The organism is Massilia rhizosphaerae (genome assembly GCF_016093545.1).
In the GTDB taxonomy this organism is placed as follows: Bacteria; Pseudomonadota; Gammaproteobacteria; order Burkholderiales; family Burkholderiaceae_D; genus Telluria; species Telluria rhizosphaerae.
This window is the reverse complement of sequence record NZ_JADKYX010000012.1, coordinates 1-16,854: the sequence shown is the minus strand read 5'-3', so window position 1 is coordinate 16,854 and position 16,854 is coordinate 1. Positions and strand designations below refer to the sequence as shown.

Sequence of the window (16,854 nt, the reverse complement as noted above, 5' to 3'; positions counted from 1 at the left end):
CATTGCACGACAGCATTCATTCGCTCGGTGCCGGTTTGAAGGCGTACACTGGCGGATGATCATGATCGATTCGCAACCCGAACCTATACCGCCGAGCCCGAGGCCGGATGGCGGCCTCGGACTCGGCATCGACGCCGGCGGCACCGAGACGCGCTGGGCCTTCGCCGCGCCCGGCGGCGCCATCGTCGCCGAAGGCCGCGTCGCGGGCCTGTCCGCCCTGCAGATGGGTACGCCGCAAGGCCGCGATGCGGTCCGCGCCACCTTCGCGCAACTGGCCACCGACGCCCTCGTGCACGGCGTGCCGGGCCGGGTGCGGGCCGGCCTGACGGGCTTCGGCGGCGACAGCGAGCTCTTGCAGCGCTGGCTCGCGGAAGAACTGCATCTCGACCCGCAGGCCATCCGCTTCTGCAGCGACATGGAGATCGCCTACCGCGCCAGCTTTGCGCCGGGCGCGGGCTATCTCGTGTACGCGGGCACCGGCTCCATCGGCGCCTTCGTCGACGCCGACGGCCAGTTCCACCGCGCGGGCGGGCGCGGCGTCGTGCTGGACGACGGCGGCGGCGGCTTCTGGATCGCGCGGGAGGCCCTGCGCCACATCTGGCGCCGCGAGGACGAGCGGCCCGGCAGCTGGGAAGCGTCGGCGCTGGCGCGCGCCGTGTTCGACTACGTCGGCGGCGCCGACTGGGCATACTCGCGCCAGTTCATCTACGGCCAGGAACGGGGCGCCGTCGGCAAGCTGGCGCTCGCGGTGGCGAGGGCGGCGGACCGCGATCCCGTCGCAGCAAGCATCCTGCGCGCGGCCGGCCGCGAACTCGCGCGCCTGGCGCTGGCGCTGACGGGACGCTTCGGGCCGCGGCCCGTGGCCGTCTCGGGGCGGGCGGCGGAGCTGCATCCGCTCATCGTCGACACGATGCGCGCCAGCTTGCCCGGCGTCGACCTGACCCAGGCCCCCGGCCAGGCCCATCACGCGGCGGCGCGCATGGCGCTCGCTTCCGATTCAACCCATTTCACGATACCGACATGAAGATCCTCGTCGCGACCCTGCTCCTCGCCCTGCTGGCCGGCTGCGCCACGCCGCCGACCGGCCCGCAATACGACCACACGTACACGGCCCGCGGCCAGAGCAGCCGCGTGCGCTTCCTCGTGCTGCACTACACCGTCAGCAACCGCGCGGACTCGATCCGGATCCTGACCCAGCAGGAAGTCAGCGCCCACTACCTCGTCACGGACGATCCCGTCCCCGTCATCTACAACCTCGTCGACGAGAAGAACGCGGCCTGGCACGCGGGCAATTCGAGCTGGAAGAATTTCACGCAGCTGAACAACAGCTCGATCGGCATCGAGATCGTCAACCCGGGCTGGAAGGACACGCCGAACGGCCGCGTCTACGCGCCGTTCCCGCAGTCGCAGATCGACGCGCTGATCCCGCTCGTGCGCGACATCGTCACGCGCCACCACATCGCGCCGGAAAACGTGCTGGGCCACGCCGACATCGCCCCGCTGCGCAAGCAGGACCCGGGCCCGATGTTCCCGTGGCGCCAGCTGGCCGCCGCCGGCCTCGTCGCGTGGCCGGACGCGAACCGCGTGGCCATGCTCGAGCCGATCTTCCAGGTTCAGCTGCCGGACATCGCGTGGTTCCAGAAAAAGCTGGCGACGTGGGGCTACGGCCTGGTCCAGTCCGGTAACCTGGACGAGCAGACGCGCACCGTGCTGTCCGTCTTCCAGATGAAATACCGTCCGGCCAACATCGACGGCATGCCGGACGTCGAAACGGCCGCCTTGCTGGAAGCGCTGACGAACCCGACGGGCCCGCTGCCGGCGCCGCTGCCGGCGCCCGTGACGACGTCGCCCGTCATCACCCCGGACGTCACGCCGGTGCCGCCCGCGTCGGAGGTGCCGCCGCAACCGGCCGTGCCACCGCAGCCGGCCGTGCCGCCGCAGCCGCCCGTGCAGTCCGTGCCGCCTGTGCCGTCCGCGCCGCCGGTCCTGCCGGCCCCGCCGGTGCCGCCGGCGTCGGATGCCGTTCCTGCAACACCGCCGATGCCCGTCCAGCAGTGATGCCGCACCGGGCCGTCCGTTTTCCGATATCCTCGACAGGTCCGCGCTCATGAGGCGCGGAAACTATTTACACGCCGGGGATTGAACGATGCGTTTGCGTCATATCGAAGTGTTCCACGCCATCATGCAGGTCGGCACCATCAGCGGCGCCGCCCAGGTCCTGCACATCTCGCAGCCGGCCGTGACGAAAGTCCTGCAGCACGCCGAACTGCAGCTGGGGATGCCGCTGTTCGAGCGCGTGCGCGGCAAACTCTATCCCAAGCCGGAAGCGCACCGCCTGTTCGCCGAGACCGAAAAGCTGAACCGCGACCTGCAAGGCATCCGCCGCCTGGCCGCCAGCCTCAAGAACCGCGCCGAAGAAACCGTGCGGCTGATCTCCACGCCCACGATCGCCATCTCCGTCCTGCCCGCCGCGCTGACCGTCTGGCGCCGCGATTTCGCCCAGACCCGCTGCGAGCTGGCCACGTTCCACACGAGCGAGATCGTGAACGCGCTGCGCCTGGGCGAGGCCGATCTCGCCTTGTCGCTGCAGGACCCGCGCCACCCCGGCATCGAAGCGGAGCCGATCGCCCAGGGCGCGCTCACGGTGATGGCGCCGGCCGGCACGTGGACCGAGGCGGAGTGTGCGCAACCGATCACGCCGGCCGGCCTCAGCGGAGAATTGATCGGCCTGGCCGACCGCGATCCGCTCGGCGAAATGGTCGTGGCCGCGTGCGAGGCGCAGGACGTGCACCCGGTCTTCCACACGGTCGTGCAGACTTACCAGATCGCCAGGTCGCTCGTCGAGGCGGGGGCCGGCACGGCGGTGCTCGACCCGTTCACGGCCGCGTCCGCCGCGCCGGGCAAGGTGCAGTGCCGCCCGTGGGCGCCCGCGATCCCCGTCCAGCTGTACCTGCTGACGGCCAGCCACGCGCCGCTGTCGCACGGCGCGCGCGAACTGGCCAACTGCATCGGCGCCACCGCGCGCCATCTCCTGGAAAAAGGATGTTCATGACGACCATCGCCAGCGAAGACATCGCCGGCCACCCCGAATTCCGCCACCTGTCGACCATCGCCGGCATCGCCGTCGACCTGCGCTACGCGACCCCGAACAATTTCGTCGGCCGCGATCTGTATTCGCCCTACGACTGCGCCTGGTTGCACCGCGACGCGGCCGCGGCGCTGGAGCGCGCCGTCGCGTGGCTGAAAGACCGGCGCCCCGGCTGCACGCCGCTCGTGCTGGACGCCCTGCGCCCGCAGCGCGTGCAGCAGCAGCTGTGGGACGCGCTGGCCGGGACGAACCTGCAGATGTACCTCGCGAATCCGCAGCGCGGCTCGATCCACTCGTTCGGGATGGCGCTCGACATCACGATCCTCGACGAAGCGGGCCGCGAACTCGACATGGGGACGGGCTTCGACGACATGACGGAGCTGTCGCATCCCGCGCTGGAAGAGCGCTTCCTCGCCGGCGGCGAGTTAACGGCGGACCAGGTCGCCAACCGCCGGCTGCTGCGCGACGCCATGTTCCAAGCAGGCTTTGTCGGCATCAACACGGAGTGGTGGCACTTCGATTGCGGCGACCGCAACCTCGTGCGCCAGACTTTCCGCCGCGTGCTCTGAGCCCGTCGCACGGCGCTGTCGCGCCACGCTGACGGCCCCCGTGCACGCTTGAGCAAGCTCATTCTCCTGCCTTCGCCTGTCGGGACAATCGGTCCACTGACCCACGCCCAAGCGAAGGAGATTCCAGATGAAGAGCTCGTTGTTGTCCCCGTGGTTGCCCTGTCTTGCCCTGTTCGCGATGCTGGCCGGCTGCAGCACCGACGCCGGCAGCCGGTTCGCTTCGCACGACACCACGGTCGAGTACTACCGCGTATTCGACATCAAGACCGACGCCGCGCCGCAGGCCGTCGCGCGCGCCGCCACCGACGGCATCGACCGCAACGTGAAGGATGCCGTCGTCGCGACGCCGGCCGGCGTCGAGGCCACCGAGCTGCCGGGCCACTTCAAGATGGCCGATCCCGCGAGCGCTGCGCCGGGCACCGCCGTCGACAAGAGCCCGACCTGCGAAGGCGCCGCCTGGACCGCCAAGGCCGCCCCGCACGTGCGCGGCAGCGACAACATGAACATGGTCGCCTGCCTGTTCCCGTACAAGAGCGGCTACCACCTCGACATGTACGCCGTCTTCACGAAGCCGGACGGCGGCTGGCTCTCGTGGCCGCGCCGCGTGGGCGGCATGATGTTCGGCACGCCGGAAAAATTCACGGAGAACACGATGCTGGACATCGTGCGTTCGATCCGCGCGCAGACCCGGGCCCAGGTCGCGCTCGTGGAAGCGAAGCCGAACCTGCAGGGCACGCCGTGGCTGGAGGGCGATGTGCCGCTCGCGACGGCGCAAACGGGAACGCCGAGCAAGCCGTGACGTTACGGCGTGGCGGGCACGGCCGACGGCGTGCCGTCCAGCCGCGCCACCCAGTTGACGAGGGCATCGAGCACGGCCCGGCCGCGTCCGTTGCCGGCCTGGTCATTGTTGACGAAGGCGACGAGCACGCATTGCCTGCCGTCCGCGTCCCGCACATAGCCGGCCAGTGCGACGACGTTGGAAAGCGAGCCCGTCTTCAGGCGCGCGCGGCCCGCGGCCGGGCCGTCTTGCAGGCGGTGGCGCATGGTGCCGTCCACGCCGGCGATCGGGATGCTGGCCAGGAATTCCGGCGCCCAGTCGCTGCGCAGGCCGGCCTGCAGCACGCCCGCCAGCTGGATCGGCGTGATGCGCTCGCTGCGCGACAGGCCCGCGCCGTTTTCCAGCACGAGGCCCGTGTCGTCGATGCCGTGCGCGTGCATCCAGGTGCGCACGACGGCCTCGCTGCGCGCGAGCGTCGTGGCTGACGTGGCTGACGTGGCTGACGTGGGGCCGGCCGGTTGCGGACGGCTGCCCAGCTGCGGGTCCGGTTCGAGCGCACCCATGCTCAGGAAGAGCAGGCGCGCCAATGTGTTGTCGGAGGGCTTGTTGGTGTCGCGGATGATTTCCGGCAGCGCGCGCGAGACGTGCGCGGCCAGCAGGCGCGCATCCGGCGGCGTGGCGCCTTCGACGGCCGTGCCGGCGAGGGTGCCGCCCAGCGTCTTCCAGATGTGGCGCACGAGGCGGGCGACGTATTCCTGGCGGTCGATCACGTTGATCGAGTTGCTGGCCACGCAGTTGCGCGGAAAGGTCCCGTGCAGCACGACCTTGATGCGGCCGCCCGGGCGCGGCACGGCTTCCGGCGTCTTCCAGCCGCGTTCCCAGGCCCAGCAGTCGGCGTCGACGAGCTGCATGTCCGCTTCGACCGTGACGCCGTCGAGCTCGGGCAGCATCGCCACGCGCACGCGCGTGGCCGGGCGGCCGTCGGCGCGGGGCGTCGAACGCAGGTCCAGTTGCAGCATGTTGCGGTTGACGAAGACGGCGTCCGGGGCGACGTTGTAATACGCCTCCGGGTATTCGTCGAACGGCGGCACGCCGATGTCCAGGCGGGCCGGATTGAACAGCTGGCGGTCGACGACGAGGTTGCCCTTGACGGTGCGGATGCCCTGGTAGCGCAGGCTGCGCAGCATGTCCGTCAACGTGTCGGTGGACAGGTCGGCGTCGGCGCCGCCGCGCAGCACGAGGTCGCCGTTCAGCACGCCGCCTTTCAGCTCGCCCGTCGTGCGCAGCTCCGTGCGGCCGCGGAACGCGGGGCCCAGCTGCTCGAGGCCGACCAGGGTCGTGACGAGTTTCATGGTCGACGCCGGCTGCATGGGACGGTCGGCCAGGTGGGCCAGCACCGTCTTGTCGCCACGCAGGACGAGCACGCTCACGTCGTCCTCGGGGATCGCGGCCGTGCGCAAGGCATCCAGCACCGGGAGCGGCAGCGGCGCCGTCATCGATGACGGCGGCGCCGGCTGCAACTGGGCCGCGGCCGGATTGCAGATGCACAGCAGCGCGGCGGAGATCAAAGAAAGCGCGTGACGACGAAGCATGCCTGTCCCTGTCAAAACGTTAGCCGAAGAACACGTAGGCCACGGCGATGGCCGCGACGATGCCGGCCACGTCGGCGATCAGCCCGCACGGAATCGCGTAGCGGGTCTTGCGCACGCCGACGGAGCCGAAGTACAGCGCGACGATGTAGAACGTGGTGTCGGCCGAGCCCTGGAACACGCAGGCCAGCCGGCCGACGAAGGAATCCACGCCATACGTCTTCATGGCGTCGATCATCAGCGCGCGCGAACCGCTGCCGGACAGCGGCTTCATCAGCGCGGTGGGCAGGGCGGGCGTGAATGCGGTATCCAGGCCCGCCAGCCGGATGAGCCATTCGAGGCCTTGCACGATGTAGCCGAGCACGCCGGCATTGCGGATCACGGAGATGGCGACGAGCATGCCGACGAGGTAGGGGATGATCGTGAGCGACGTCTGGATGCCGCCCTTGGCGCCTTCGATGAATGCCTCGTACACGTTGACGCGCTTGATCAGCGCGGCGACGATGAACGCGACGATGATGACGAACAGGATCAGGTTGCTCGCGACCTTGGAGACGGTCTCGATCTCCGGCTTCGTGAGGTAGTGGGTGAAGTACCAGATCAGCGCCGCGATCGCGGCCGTCATTCCGCCCAGCCAGCCCAGCACGACGCCGTTCAGCAGGTTGATGCGCTGGCGGATCGACACGGCCACGATGCCGGCGACGGTGGCGACATAGGTCGCGATCATGCAGGGGATGAAGATGTCGGACGGGTCTTTCGCGCCGAGGATGGCGCGCTGGGCCATGATCGCGAGCGGGATCAGCGTGAGGCCCGACGTGTGCAGCACGAGGAACATGATCTGCGCGTTGCTGGCCGTGTCCTTGTCCGGATTCAGCGATTGCAGGCTTTCCATCGCCTTCAGGCCGAACGGCGTCGCGGCATTGTCCAGGCCCAGCAGATTGGCGGAAAAATTCATCACCATATGGCCGGTGGCGGGGTGGTCTTTCGGCACGTCCGGGAAGATGCGCGAAAAGAACGGCGAGATGAGTTTTGCCAGCCAGCCGACGGCGCCCGCCTTTTCGCCGATGTTCATGATGCCCAGCCATAAGGTCATCACGCCGGCCAGGGGCAGGGCGATGTCCATCACGCCCATCTTGGCGGCGTCGAAGGTGCCGTCGATGATGCGCTTGAAAATTTCTGTATCCCCGAGAAAGATCCATTGGGCCAAAGCCGCAATGAAGCCGACGAGGAAGAAGCCGGTCCAGATGTAATTTAACGCCATGATGTCGTGGGTTGGCAGGCCGCGCCGCGCAGGCTTGCCCGAGCTCGATTGTGCAGCGGAGAGTATAGGCGCTGAGCAAGCTGCGCTGATGAAAGAATGGGCTGGGGATATGTAAAAAAGTTATGCGCCGCAGTGAATCGTAGCGTTCTGTCATCGCATCGGCGCTGTTGCCGCTGTTGCCGCTGTTGCGTACTGTGCGAGCGTATTGCCTGCGTCCGACGCCTGAGCCTATGATACGCAACGCTCCCAGGACCCCCGCCATGCCGACACGCCGTACCCTCCTCGCTTCCCTGCTGCTCACCGCTTTCGCTCCACTCGCCGCCGCGCAAGGGCCGGCGCACAACGCCCCCAAGGTCCTCCACATGTTCCTGTCGACGAGCGAAACGGGACTCGACCCGGCCGTCGCGTCCGACATCGCGACCTTGTCCCTGCTGGAAAACCTGTTCGATCCGCTGCTGCGCTACGACTATCTCGCGCGTCCCGTCAAACTGCAGGGCAATGGCGCGAAGGATCTGCCGGAGATCTCCGCCGACGGCCTCACGTACACCTTCCACATCCGCCCCGGCATGCATTTCACGCCCGACCCGGCGTTCAAGGGACCGCCGCGCGAGGTGACGGCCGCCGACTACGTCTACAGCATCCAGCGCCTGTACGATCCGGCGCTGAAATCGCCGTGGTCCTATCTGTTCCAGGGCAAACTGCTGGGCGACGCGGCGTGGACAGACAAATTCAGCTACGCGACCGGCATCCCCGGCCTGCAGGCCGTCGACCGCTACACGCTGCGCATCCGCCTCGTCGAACCGGACAACGACTTCCTGTTCTACCTCGCCATGCCGGCCACGGGCGTCGTCGCGCGCGAGGTGATCGAGGCGTATCCGGGCCAGGCCGGCAACCACCCCGTCGGCACGGGCCCGTTCATGCTGGGGGACTGGAAGCGCAGCGACCGCATCGTCCTCGTCGCCAATCCGGCCTCGACGGCCGTGTTCCACTCCAGCGTCACGGCGGACACGGCCACCGATCCGGCCGACCGCGCCATCGCGCGCGCGCTCGAAGGGCAGAAGCTGCCGCGCGTGGACCGGGTCGAAGTCAAGATCGCGGAGGAATTCCAGGGCCGCATGCTGGGTTTCCTGAACGGCGAATACGATTACCTGGAGCAGGTGCCGGAGTCGATGACGGATATGGTGATCAAGCACGGCAAGCTGAAACCGGCGCTGGCCGCGCGCGGCATGCAGCTGTATCGCTTTCCCGTGCTGCAGACGTACTACATGTGGATGAACATGGAAGACCCGGTGCTGGGCGGGTATTCGAAGGAGAAAGTGGCGCTGCGCCGCGCCATCTCGCTCAGCTACAACAGCGCCGAGGACATCGCCCTGCTGAAACAGGGTTTCGCGATCAAGGCCGAGTCGCCGCTGGCGCCGGGCGTGCTCGGCTATGACCCGAACTATCGCAGCCCCGTCCCCTACGACCCCGCGCTGGCGAACGCCTTGCTGGACCGCTACGGCTACGACAAGCGCGACCCCGACGGGTTCAGACGCATGCCCAGGCCGGGCGGCGGCACGGTGCCGCTCACCCTGCAGATGAGCAGCGAAGCGACGATCGGCGGGCGCCTGCGCGACGAATTGTGGCGCAAATGCCTGAATGCCGTCGGCCTGCGCGTCGTGTTCAAGTCCGACAAGAAAACCGAGATCATCAAGGCGTCGCGCCTCGGCAAGGTGCAGATGTTCGAGAGTAACTGGGTCGCCGACTTCCCCGACGGCGACAATTTTTACCAGTTGCTGTACGGTCCGAACGCGGGCCGCGCCAACTATGCGCGCTTCAACCTGCCGGCCTATAACGAACGGTACGAGCGGGCCCATCAACTCAAGGACGGCCCGGCACGCCAACAGCTGTATTTCGAGATGAACCAGCTGATCCACGCCTACAACCCGTGGGTGCCGCTGACGAATGTGTTGTCGGCCGATATACGACAACCGTGGCTCAAAAACTACAAACGGCACCCCGTCGAGTTCACGCAATGGCGTTATCTCGACGTAGATGTTGCGGAAAGAGCACGTGCGGCTCGAGGGAAATGAGCGTTTTTGCTAGATTAACTTAGTGAAACATTCCCTGAAGTTATAGTCAGCTCCGGAATTTTCATTGGCTGGGCGCGCGCCAGTGCGCTTACCTTTGAAAGACTACATATCGTAATGCCAAGACATTACGCCACCATGCCATCGAGCCGGCCATCGCCACCGCGCACAAGGAGAGCCACGTGAGAGTCAAAAAGCTAGCGTTCATGATTGCCCTGATCGGCGCCGCCGCACCGGCTGTCGCGCAGGAAGCGCAAACGGATAAACCGATCGCACGCGTCGAAATCACGGGTTCCAGCATCAAACGCATCGCCACCGAAGGCGCCCTGCCGGTGCAGACGATCACGCCGGACCAGCTGGACAAGCAGGGCATCACGAACGCCGAACAGCTGATGCGCCTGATCTCGGCGAACGGCACGGGTGCCGACAATATGACTTCAGGTAATAACGTGTTCGGCGCGGATGCCGACCGCGTCAGCGGCGGCGGCTCGTTCGCGTCGCTGCGCGGCCTGGGCCCGACCGGCACCCTCGTCTTGATCAACGGCCGCCGCATTGCCGGCTACGGCCTGTCCGGCAAGGCGGTCGACCTGAACACGATCCCGCTGGCGGCCGTCGCCCGCGTCGAGGTGCTGAAGGACGGCGCGTCCGCGATCTACGGCACGGACGCCGTCGGCGGCGTGATCAACTTCATCCTCAAGACCGACTTCCAGGGCCTGCAGGCGAATGCCACCGGCAACTGGACCGAGCACGGCGGCGGCGCCACCCGCCGCCTGCAGGTCGTCGCCGGCCGCGGCAATCTCGATACGGACCGCTACAACGTGATGGTGGCCGTCGGCTACGACAGGAACAACGAACTGGATTCGCACCAGCGATCCTTCGCCAACGGCTACCAGCCGGCGCGCGGCCTGTCGCCGGACACGACCGGCGCCCCCGTCGCCAACCAGCTGGCGGGTGCCGGCACCGCGCTGGGCTCGAATTTCCAGATGCCGGGCGATCCGAACAAATACCTGCAGGCCGGTCTGTTGAGCCTGCAAGGCAAGTGCGACAGCGTGCCGGGCATGATGCAGTACGCGACGGCGCTGTGGAAGGACGTGACGTCGCCGCTGCGCTCGACGTATTCCTGCGCCTACGACTACGGCGCCGACTACGTGATGCAGCTGCCGACGGAACGCACGAACGGCGTCGCCCGCGCGACGTTCCAGATCAATCCGGACCACCGCGTGTTCGCCGAGGCCGTCGCCGCGCACACGAATTCGCTGGCGATCCTGACGCCGGTGCAGATCTCGACGTCGCTCGCCAAGGGCAACGCGTATCCGGTGGGCGAGCCGTACTACCAGGACCTGTCGCCGTACATCGCCACGTTCGACAAGACGAAACCGATCATCTACAAATGGCGCGCCTGGCCGCTGGGTAACCGCACGCAGAACTACACGACCGACACCGTGCGCGTGATGACGGGGCTTGACGGCACCATCGCCGGAAAATGGGACTACAAGATCGACCTGTCGCATAGCGAGAGCCACACGAAGACGAATCTCGTCGACGGCTATGCCTACACGGACGCGCTGTACAAGGTGCTGGGCAGCGGCGTCGTGAACCCGTGGGCCGCGCCGTCGCAAGGCCAGAGCGCGGAAGCGATGCAGGCGCTGGCGGCGACCAAGTTCTATGGCCGCCTGCAGCACGGCAAGACCACGCTGACGCAGTTCAACGCATCGATCTCGGGCGAACTCTGGCAGCTGCCGGCCGGCCCGCTGCAGGGCGCGATCGGCACCGACCTGCGCCGCGAGGGCTACGGCTTCGCGCAGGACGTCGACGCGACGAAGATCCTGCTGGCGCCGGGCAATGCGAACCAGGACACGGTCAACCGCAACATCAAGGCGATCTACACCGAGCTCGTGGTCCCGGTCATGAAGAACCTGGAACTGCAGCTCGCGCTGCGCCGCGACGACTACAGCGTGATCGGCGCGACGACGAATCCGAAGATCGCGTTCAGCTATCGTCCCATGAGCTGGCTGATGCTGCGCGGCTCGGCGAACAAGGGCTTCCTGGCGCCGAGCTTCGCCCAGCTGTATTCGGGCCGCCTGGACGAGGAACTGCCCAATGGCGTGACCGATCCGGTCGGCTGCGCGACCCACCCGGGCGACCCGCGCTTCTGCGCGATCGAGCGCCTGCGCTACTTCGGCGGCGGCAATCCGAACCTGCGTCCGGAGACCTCGAAGCAGGGCACCCTGGGCTTCATCGTCGAGCCGAACGCCAACTTCTCGGCCTCGGTCGACTACTGGGCCATCAACGTCAAGGACCGCATCCTGAACCGTACCCCGCAGGTCGTGCTGGCCAACGAGGCGGCGCTGCCCCAGTACATCCACCGCAACGCCGACGGCGTCATCGAGTACGTCGACGCCGGCTGGATCAACGCGGCCGGCCTCAAGACGCGCGGCGCCGACGTCGGCCTGCGCGGCCGCGGCAAGCTGCCGGACGGCTGGCGCTGGAACGCGACCCTGGACGGCACCTGGACCCAGAGCTACAAGTTCGCCGAGTTCGAAGGCCAGCCGTACGTCGAATACGTCGGCAATTTCTATACGCGCGACCTGTACCTGCGCTGGAAGCACAGCGCCACGTTCAGCGTGAGCAAGGGCCCGTGGAGCTTCCTGCTCAGTAACCTGTACCGCGACGGCTACGCGGACGAGCTGCCGAACGGCGGCAAGGGCACGCCGCCGGCCGGCTTCAATCCGCGCGTGGCCAGCTACACGACGTGGGGCCTGTCGACGACGTACACGGGCCTCAAGAACGCGACGCTCACCGTCGGCATCCAGAACCTGTTCGACCGCGAGCCGCCGTTCACCGCGCACAACGTGGACGAAGTCGTGGGCGCCGGCTGGGATCCGCGCGTGGCCGATCCGCGCGGCCGCTCGCTGAGCTTCGACGTCAAGTACCGCTTCTTCTGACCCGCGTCTTCTGACCTCTTCATCCGGATTGCCAGTATCCATGGCGTACCGGCGGCCCGCGACCCTGGAAGCCAAAAGCTTCCGCGGCGCGGGCCGTTTTACTTGAACCCACCCATGAACGGCAGGCGCAGATTCAACCGGATGATGGCGGCGGCGCTGCTGCTGCGCTTTGCATCCCTGCCTGCGCCCGCGCGGGCCGCATCCACCATGACACCATTGATCAAACCACCGCGCCTCGCGCGCGGCGACGTCGTCGGCCTCGTCGCGCCGGGCGGCTACACGAACGACGCCGCCATCCAGAAAGCCGTGCAGCACATCGAGTCGCTGGGCTTCCGCGTCAAGGAGGGCACGTACCTGCGCGAGGTCTGGGGCAATTACGGCGGCACGGTCGCCGCCCGCATCGCCGACCTGCACGCGATGTTCCGCGACCTTGAAGTAAAAGCCATCTGGGCGATCCGCGGCGGCTCCGGCTGCATTTCCCTGCTGCGGCACCTGGACTACCGCCTGATCCGCACACACCCCAAAATCCTGCTGGGTTATTCGGACATCACGGCGCTGCACCTCGCCATCCACCGCCACGCGGGCCTCGTGACGTTCCACGGCCCGGTCGCATCCAGCACGCCATCCGACTATGCGACCGAGCACCTGCTGGCCGTGCTGACGGAACCGCGCGCGTCGTACACGATCCCGATGTCGGCGGAGAACGACCGCCGCGCGCTGGACGAGCCGTGGTACGCGACGCGCACCGTGCATGGCGGCGTCGCCGAGGGCCCGCTCATCGGCGGCAACCTGTCGCTCGTGAGCGCGCTGGCCGGCACGCCGTATGCGGCCGATTTCACGGGCGGCCTGCTGTTCCTCGAAGAGGTGAACGAGGAGCCGTACCGCATCGACCGCTGGATGACGCAGCTCGACCTGGCCGTCGCTTTTGATAAAGCGGCCGGGGTCATGATCGGCATCTGCGAGAACTGCGGACCGCAGGGCGACGGGCCGTCGCTGACCTTGGACGAGACGTTCGACGTGCACCTGCAGCGGCTGCGCGTGCCGGCCGTGACGGGGTATTCGTTCGGCCATATCCGCAACCAGTTCACGATTCCCGTCGGGATCCGGGGCCGGCTGGATACGGAGGCGCGGACGGTGACGTTGCTGGAGGCGGGCGTCAGCTGACGGCTACCAGTGCCACGCTTCCTGCAGCTTCTCCTTCAGATAGTCCACGAACATCCGCACCCGCGGCGCCAGGTTTCTCTGGTGCGGATACACCGCGTGCAGCGGCGCCGCCGCCATCGCGTGGTTCGGCAGCACGCGCCGCAAGCGGCCCGCCGCGAGGTCGTCGCCCACGTCCCAGATCGATTTCAGGGCGATGCCGCTGCCGGCCAGCGCCAGTTGCTGCGCGGCGCCGCCGTCGTTCGTGAGGAAGGCGGCGTCCGCGCGCACCGGTGCCGTTTCGTCGCCGTCGAACTTCCAGTCGGTGCGGCGCATCTCTCCGATCACGATGCAGCGGTGGCCCGCCAGTTCCGCCGGCGTGCGCGGCTCGCCGTGGCGCCGCAAATAGGCGGGCGACGCGCACAGCACGCGGTAGTTCGGCGCCAGCGCGCGCGCGACGAGCGAGGAATCGGCCAGCGCGCCGTAGCGGATCGCGAGGTCGTGGCCGCTGTCCAGCAGCTCGACGACTGCGTCCGACAGCGCCAGCTCGATCGTCACCTGCGGGTGCCGTTCCTGGAACGCGGCGGCGAGCGGCGCCAGCCAGCGCCGTCCGAATTCGCCCGGCGCCGTGATGCGCAGCAGGCCGTGCACGCCGTCGCGGCGCTGCGCGAGCAGGGCCTCGGCCTGCTCGACTTCGTCCAGGATGCGCAGCACGCGCGCGTGGAACAGCCGGCCTTCTTCCGTCAGGGTCTGGCGCCGCGTCGTGCGCTGCAGCAGGCGCGTGCCCAGGCCGGCCTCCAGCAGAGATAAACGCTTGCTGACGACGGACACGGGCACGTCCAGCTCGCGCGCGGCGGCGGACAGGCTGCCGGCGGCGACGATCCGGGCAAACGTGACGAGGGCGGGGAAGTGGTTGGCGAGCGTGTCCATCTTGCGCTTTTCGGAAACAATGATTTCGTATTCTGCCGCTATTTTTCGGCCAGCGTGAAATCTATGATGCGCCCATCGATCAACGATGGAGTCCGACCATGACACTTCACCACCTCCTCGCCGCCGCGGCCATGCTCGCGTCGCTGCCGGCCTTCGCGGACGAACAACTCGTCAGCGCCCAGCAAGTCATCGCCGACGCGTCGCTGTCGCCGGCGCAGCGGGAGTCTGAAATGCTGGCGGCGCGCCGTTACGCCACGTTCTGGCACACGGGCGATGCGCGCTTCGCCCACGCCGCACTGTCTCCCGATTTCACCGACCGCACCCTGCCGCCGGGCCGCGCGCAAGGCGTGGCGGGGCCGCTCGCGGCGTCGGCCTTCGTGCGCACGGCGATCCCGGACCTGCAGGCCGACCTGCGCCAGATGATCGTCGCGGGCGACCGCGTCACCGTGCACTACCGCTTCCACGGCCATTTCACGGGACGGTGGGCCGGCAGGCAGGGACAGGGACAAGCCGTCGATTTCATCGCCACCGACATCTACCGCATCGCGGATGGGAAGATCGCCGACAACTGGCACATCGAGGACAACCTGACACTGATGCGGCAACTGGGCCTCGCCGCGCGCTGAAGGGCGGGACGTCACTGGCGTCGGGGCTTTCGGATATCATCTGCCCATGACTGCCTCCGAACGGCTCCTCGCCTGCAACTGCTTCGCCTCCCGCAAGGCGGCGCGCCTGATCACGAAGATGTACGAGGACCACCTGTCGCGCGTGGGCCTGACGAGCACGCAGTTTTCGATCCTGGTCTACGTCGACGAGGTCGACGCGGCATCGATGAAGGATCTCGCCGTCACGCTGGCGATGGAGCGCACCAGCGTGATCCGCGCGCTGCAGCCGTTGGCGCGCGACGGTCTCGTGGCCATCGGCCCGCACGAGGACGACGCGCGCCGCAACGTTGTGCGCCTCACCGACGCGGGCCGCGCGCGGCTGGCGCAGGCCCTGCCCGTGTGGCAGCAGGCGCAGGCCGAGTTCGAAAGCCGGTTCGGCGCGGCGCTGGCCGGCCAACTCCGCGGCGTGGTTTGACGGCGTCAGCGCGCCTCGAACACGAGGCACGTGGTCGTCGCATGCGCGTACAGGCGTCCCTGCGCATCGACGATCTTTCCTTCGGCCGTGGCGAGCTGGCGCCCGCAATGGAGCACCGTCCCGATCGCCCGCAGCGGCCCGCCGTCCAGCCGCGCGCCGCGCACGAGGTTCACGCTCAGCTCCGCCGTCGTGTACCCATAGCCGGGTTCCAGCATCGTCTGCACGGCGCAGCCCACGGCCGAGTCGAGCAGCGTCGCGTACCAGCCGCCGTGCACGGTGCCCATCGGATTCAGGTGCTGCGCCTGCGGCGTGCCCTGGAACGTGGCCGTGCCCTGGTCCACCTCGACGAGGAAGAAGTCGAGCGTCTCGGCGATGGGCGCGTACGGAAAGCGGCCGTCGAGCAGCGCCTGCATGATCGCCAGTCCCGTCATCCCGCGTGCTTCCTGCGCCGGCACGATGCCTGGACGTCCGCCGCCCTGCGTCACGCGCGCGCGCACCGCGCGCAGCTGCGCGTCCCATTGTTCCGCCACCGTCTGCTGCGTGTCCATGCAATCTCCTTCGTCCGTTATTGAGTGTATATGCAGGTTTCGATGCCGATTATGCACAGATTCCGGCGCACGGGGGGTTATACTCGCTAGAGGGCGGGCACTAACGCCGGCCCGGCACCGGACACACCGACCATGACTTCGCGCCCGCAACCGAACGACCCGCTGTGCAACTGCCTGGCCCTGCGCCAGGCGTCGCGCTACATCACCGGCGTGTACGACCAGGTCCTGAGCGAGGCCGGCCTGCGCGTCACGCAGTTTTCGATCCTGTATAAACTGCTGGGATTGGGGCCGATGACGGTCAACCAGATGTCCGCCGAACTGGTCATGGACCGCACGACCCTCACCCGCAACCTCAAGCCGCTTGAACGCGATGCCCTGGTGACGACCGGTCCCAGCGAGCATGACAAGCGCGAGCGCGTCATCGTCCTCACCCCGGCCGGCAAGGCGAAGGTGAAAGCCGTGCTGCCGCTGTGGCGCCGCGCCCAGCAGACGTTCGAGCGGAACTTCGGCAGCGAACGCGCACTCGAATTGCGGATGCTGCTGCGCGCCGTCGTCGAGACCGGCATCCACGACATCGGCAGCGAGCAGTCCTGATTTTTTAACCGGCCGCGTCGACGCGCGTCATGCGGTTTTCAAGATACGTGTATATACTCCTATCTATCCCAGTAGGATGGGCACCCCGTGCCCACCATGCGTTACGGCGACGCATACGTTTGGTGGGCGGGGGCCGTGTATGGCACAGAGACATGGGTGACACATGTCTAGAGACATAGGTGACACATGTCTAGTCATTTTACAGCTCGATTCGTAGATCGATTTCGCTAATTTTCCGGTTACAGAAGATGACGTGGAAGATC

At 67.6% G+C, this 16,854-nt stretch carries 14 protein-coding genes and 1 pseudogene; 11 read left to right on the top strand and 4 right to left on the bottom strand.

Features of this window, described 5'->3' with window-relative positions; genetic code table 11:
* The first annotated feature begins 61 nt into the window (after positions 1-61).
* From ISF28_RS17645 to ISF28_RS17625, 5 genes and pseudogenes are all read left to right on the top strand, one after another.
* Entirely contained in the window at positions 62-1,024 is a 963-nt protein-coding gene (locus ISF28_RS17645; RefSeq protein ID WP_198118493.1) for an N-acetylglucosamine kinase, read from the top strand.
* Positions 1,021-1,797: pseudogene (locus ISF28_RS17640) on the top strand (N-acetylmuramoyl-L-alanine amidase); the annotation flags it as partial. The gene ISF28_RS17645 and the pseudogene ISF28_RS17640, both read left to right, overlap by 4 nt.
* 349 nt (positions 1,798-2,146) lie before the next feature.
* The gene (locus tag ISF28_RS17635) at positions 2,147-3,052 is read left to right on the top strand and encodes a LysR family transcriptional regulator (protein ID WP_198118491.1); all 906 of its coding nucleotides are present in this window, start codon (positions 2,147-2,149) and stop codon (positions 3,050-3,052) included.
* Entirely contained in the window at positions 3,049-3,657 is a 609-nt protein-coding gene (locus ISF28_RS17630) for a M15 family metallopeptidase (RefSeq protein ID WP_198118490.1), read from the top strand. Before ISF28_RS17635 ends, ISF28_RS17630 begins: the two co-directional genes overlap by 4 nt.
* 127 nt (positions 3,658-3,784) lie before the next feature.
* The gene (locus ISF28_RS17625; RefSeq protein ID WP_198118489.1) at positions 3,785-4,456 is read left to right on the top strand and encodes a hypothetical protein; all 672 of its coding nucleotides are present in this window, start codon (positions 3,785-3,787) and stop codon (positions 4,454-4,456) included.
* Between the two features lie 2 nt (positions 4,457-4,458).
* On the opposite strand, the gene dacB is transcribed toward ISF28_RS17625, so the two are convergent.
* Both dacB and ISF28_RS17615 read right to left on the bottom strand, forming a co-directional pair.
* Positions 4,459-6,027, bottom strand: coding sequence for a D-alanyl-D-alanine carboxypeptidase/D-alanyl-D-alanine endopeptidase (gene dacB / locus ISF28_RS17620; RefSeq protein WP_198118488.1), 1,569 nt, complete (start codon positions 6,025-6,027; stop codon positions 4,459-4,461).
* A 19-nt stretch (positions 6,028-6,046) separates the two neighbouring features.
* Positions 6,047-7,285 carry a spore maturation protein gene (locus ISF28_RS17615; protein WP_198118487.1) on the bottom strand — a complete coding sequence of 413 codons (1,239 nt, stop codon included), beginning with the start codon at positions 7,283-7,285 and terminating at the stop codon, positions 6,047-6,049.
* Between the two features lie 260 nt (positions 7,286-7,545).
* Between ISF28_RS17615 and ISF28_RS17610 the strand changes: the two genes are divergently transcribed.
* The 3 genes from ISF28_RS17610 (at position 7,546) to ISF28_RS17600 (ending at position 13,463) form a co-directional block, all read left to right on the top strand.
* Entirely contained in the window at positions 7,546-9,357 is a 1,812-nt protein-coding gene (locus ISF28_RS17610) for an ABC transporter substrate-binding protein (protein ID WP_198118486.1), read from the top strand.
* 203 nt (positions 9,358-9,560) lie between these two features.
* Positions 9,561-12,299 carry a TonB-dependent receptor gene (locus ISF28_RS17605; protein WP_198118485.1) on the top strand — a complete coding sequence of 913 codons (2,739 nt, stop codon included), beginning with the start codon at positions 9,561-9,563 and terminating at the stop codon, positions 12,297-12,299.
* Positions 12,300-12,413: 114 nt separating this feature from the next.
* The gene (locus ISF28_RS17600) at positions 12,414-13,463 is read left to right on the top strand and encodes a S66 peptidase family protein (RefSeq protein ID WP_198118484.1); all 1,050 of its coding nucleotides are present in this window, start codon (positions 12,414-12,416) and stop codon (positions 13,461-13,463) included.
* Between the two features lie 3 nt (positions 13,464-13,466).
* Here the strand turns inward: ISF28_RS17600 and ISF28_RS17595 are convergent, their stop codons facing one another.
* Positions 13,467-14,369 (bottom strand): LysR family transcriptional regulator, encoded by a 903-nt coding sequence (locus ISF28_RS17595; protein ID WP_198118483.1) that lies wholly within the window; start codon positions 14,367-14,369, stop codon positions 13,467-13,469.
* Between the two features lie 98 nt (positions 14,370-14,467).
* Here ISF28_RS17595 and ISF28_RS17590 point away from each other — a divergent pair, with 98 nt between their 5' ends.
* Positions 14,468-14,995 (top strand): ester cyclase, encoded by a 528-nt coding sequence (locus ISF28_RS17590; protein ID WP_198118482.1) that lies wholly within the window; start codon positions 14,468-14,470, stop codon positions 14,993-14,995.
* 46 nt (positions 14,996-15,041) lie between these two features.
* Entirely contained in the window at positions 15,042-15,449 is a 408-nt protein-coding gene (locus ISF28_RS17585) for a MarR family winged helix-turn-helix transcriptional regulator (protein ID WP_198118481.1), read from the top strand.
* 5 nt (positions 15,450-15,454) lie between these two features.
* Here the strand turns inward: ISF28_RS17585 and ISF28_RS17580 are convergent, their stop codons facing one another.
* Positions 15,455-15,997: a PaaI family thioesterase gene (locus tag ISF28_RS17580; RefSeq protein ID WP_198118480.1), complete on the bottom strand. Its 543-nt coding sequence runs from the start codon at positions 15,995-15,997 to the stop codon at positions 15,455-15,457.
* A gap of 132 nt (positions 15,998-16,129) precedes the next feature.
* On the opposite strand from ISF28_RS17580, the gene ISF28_RS17575 reads away from it, so the two are divergent.
* Complete coding sequence (locus ISF28_RS17575; RefSeq protein ID WP_198118479.1) at positions 16,130-16,591, top strand: MarR family winged helix-turn-helix transcriptional regulator; 462 nt, start codon at positions 16,130-16,132, stop codon at positions 16,589-16,591.
* The last annotated feature ends 263 nt before the right edge of the window (positions 16,592-16,854 follow it).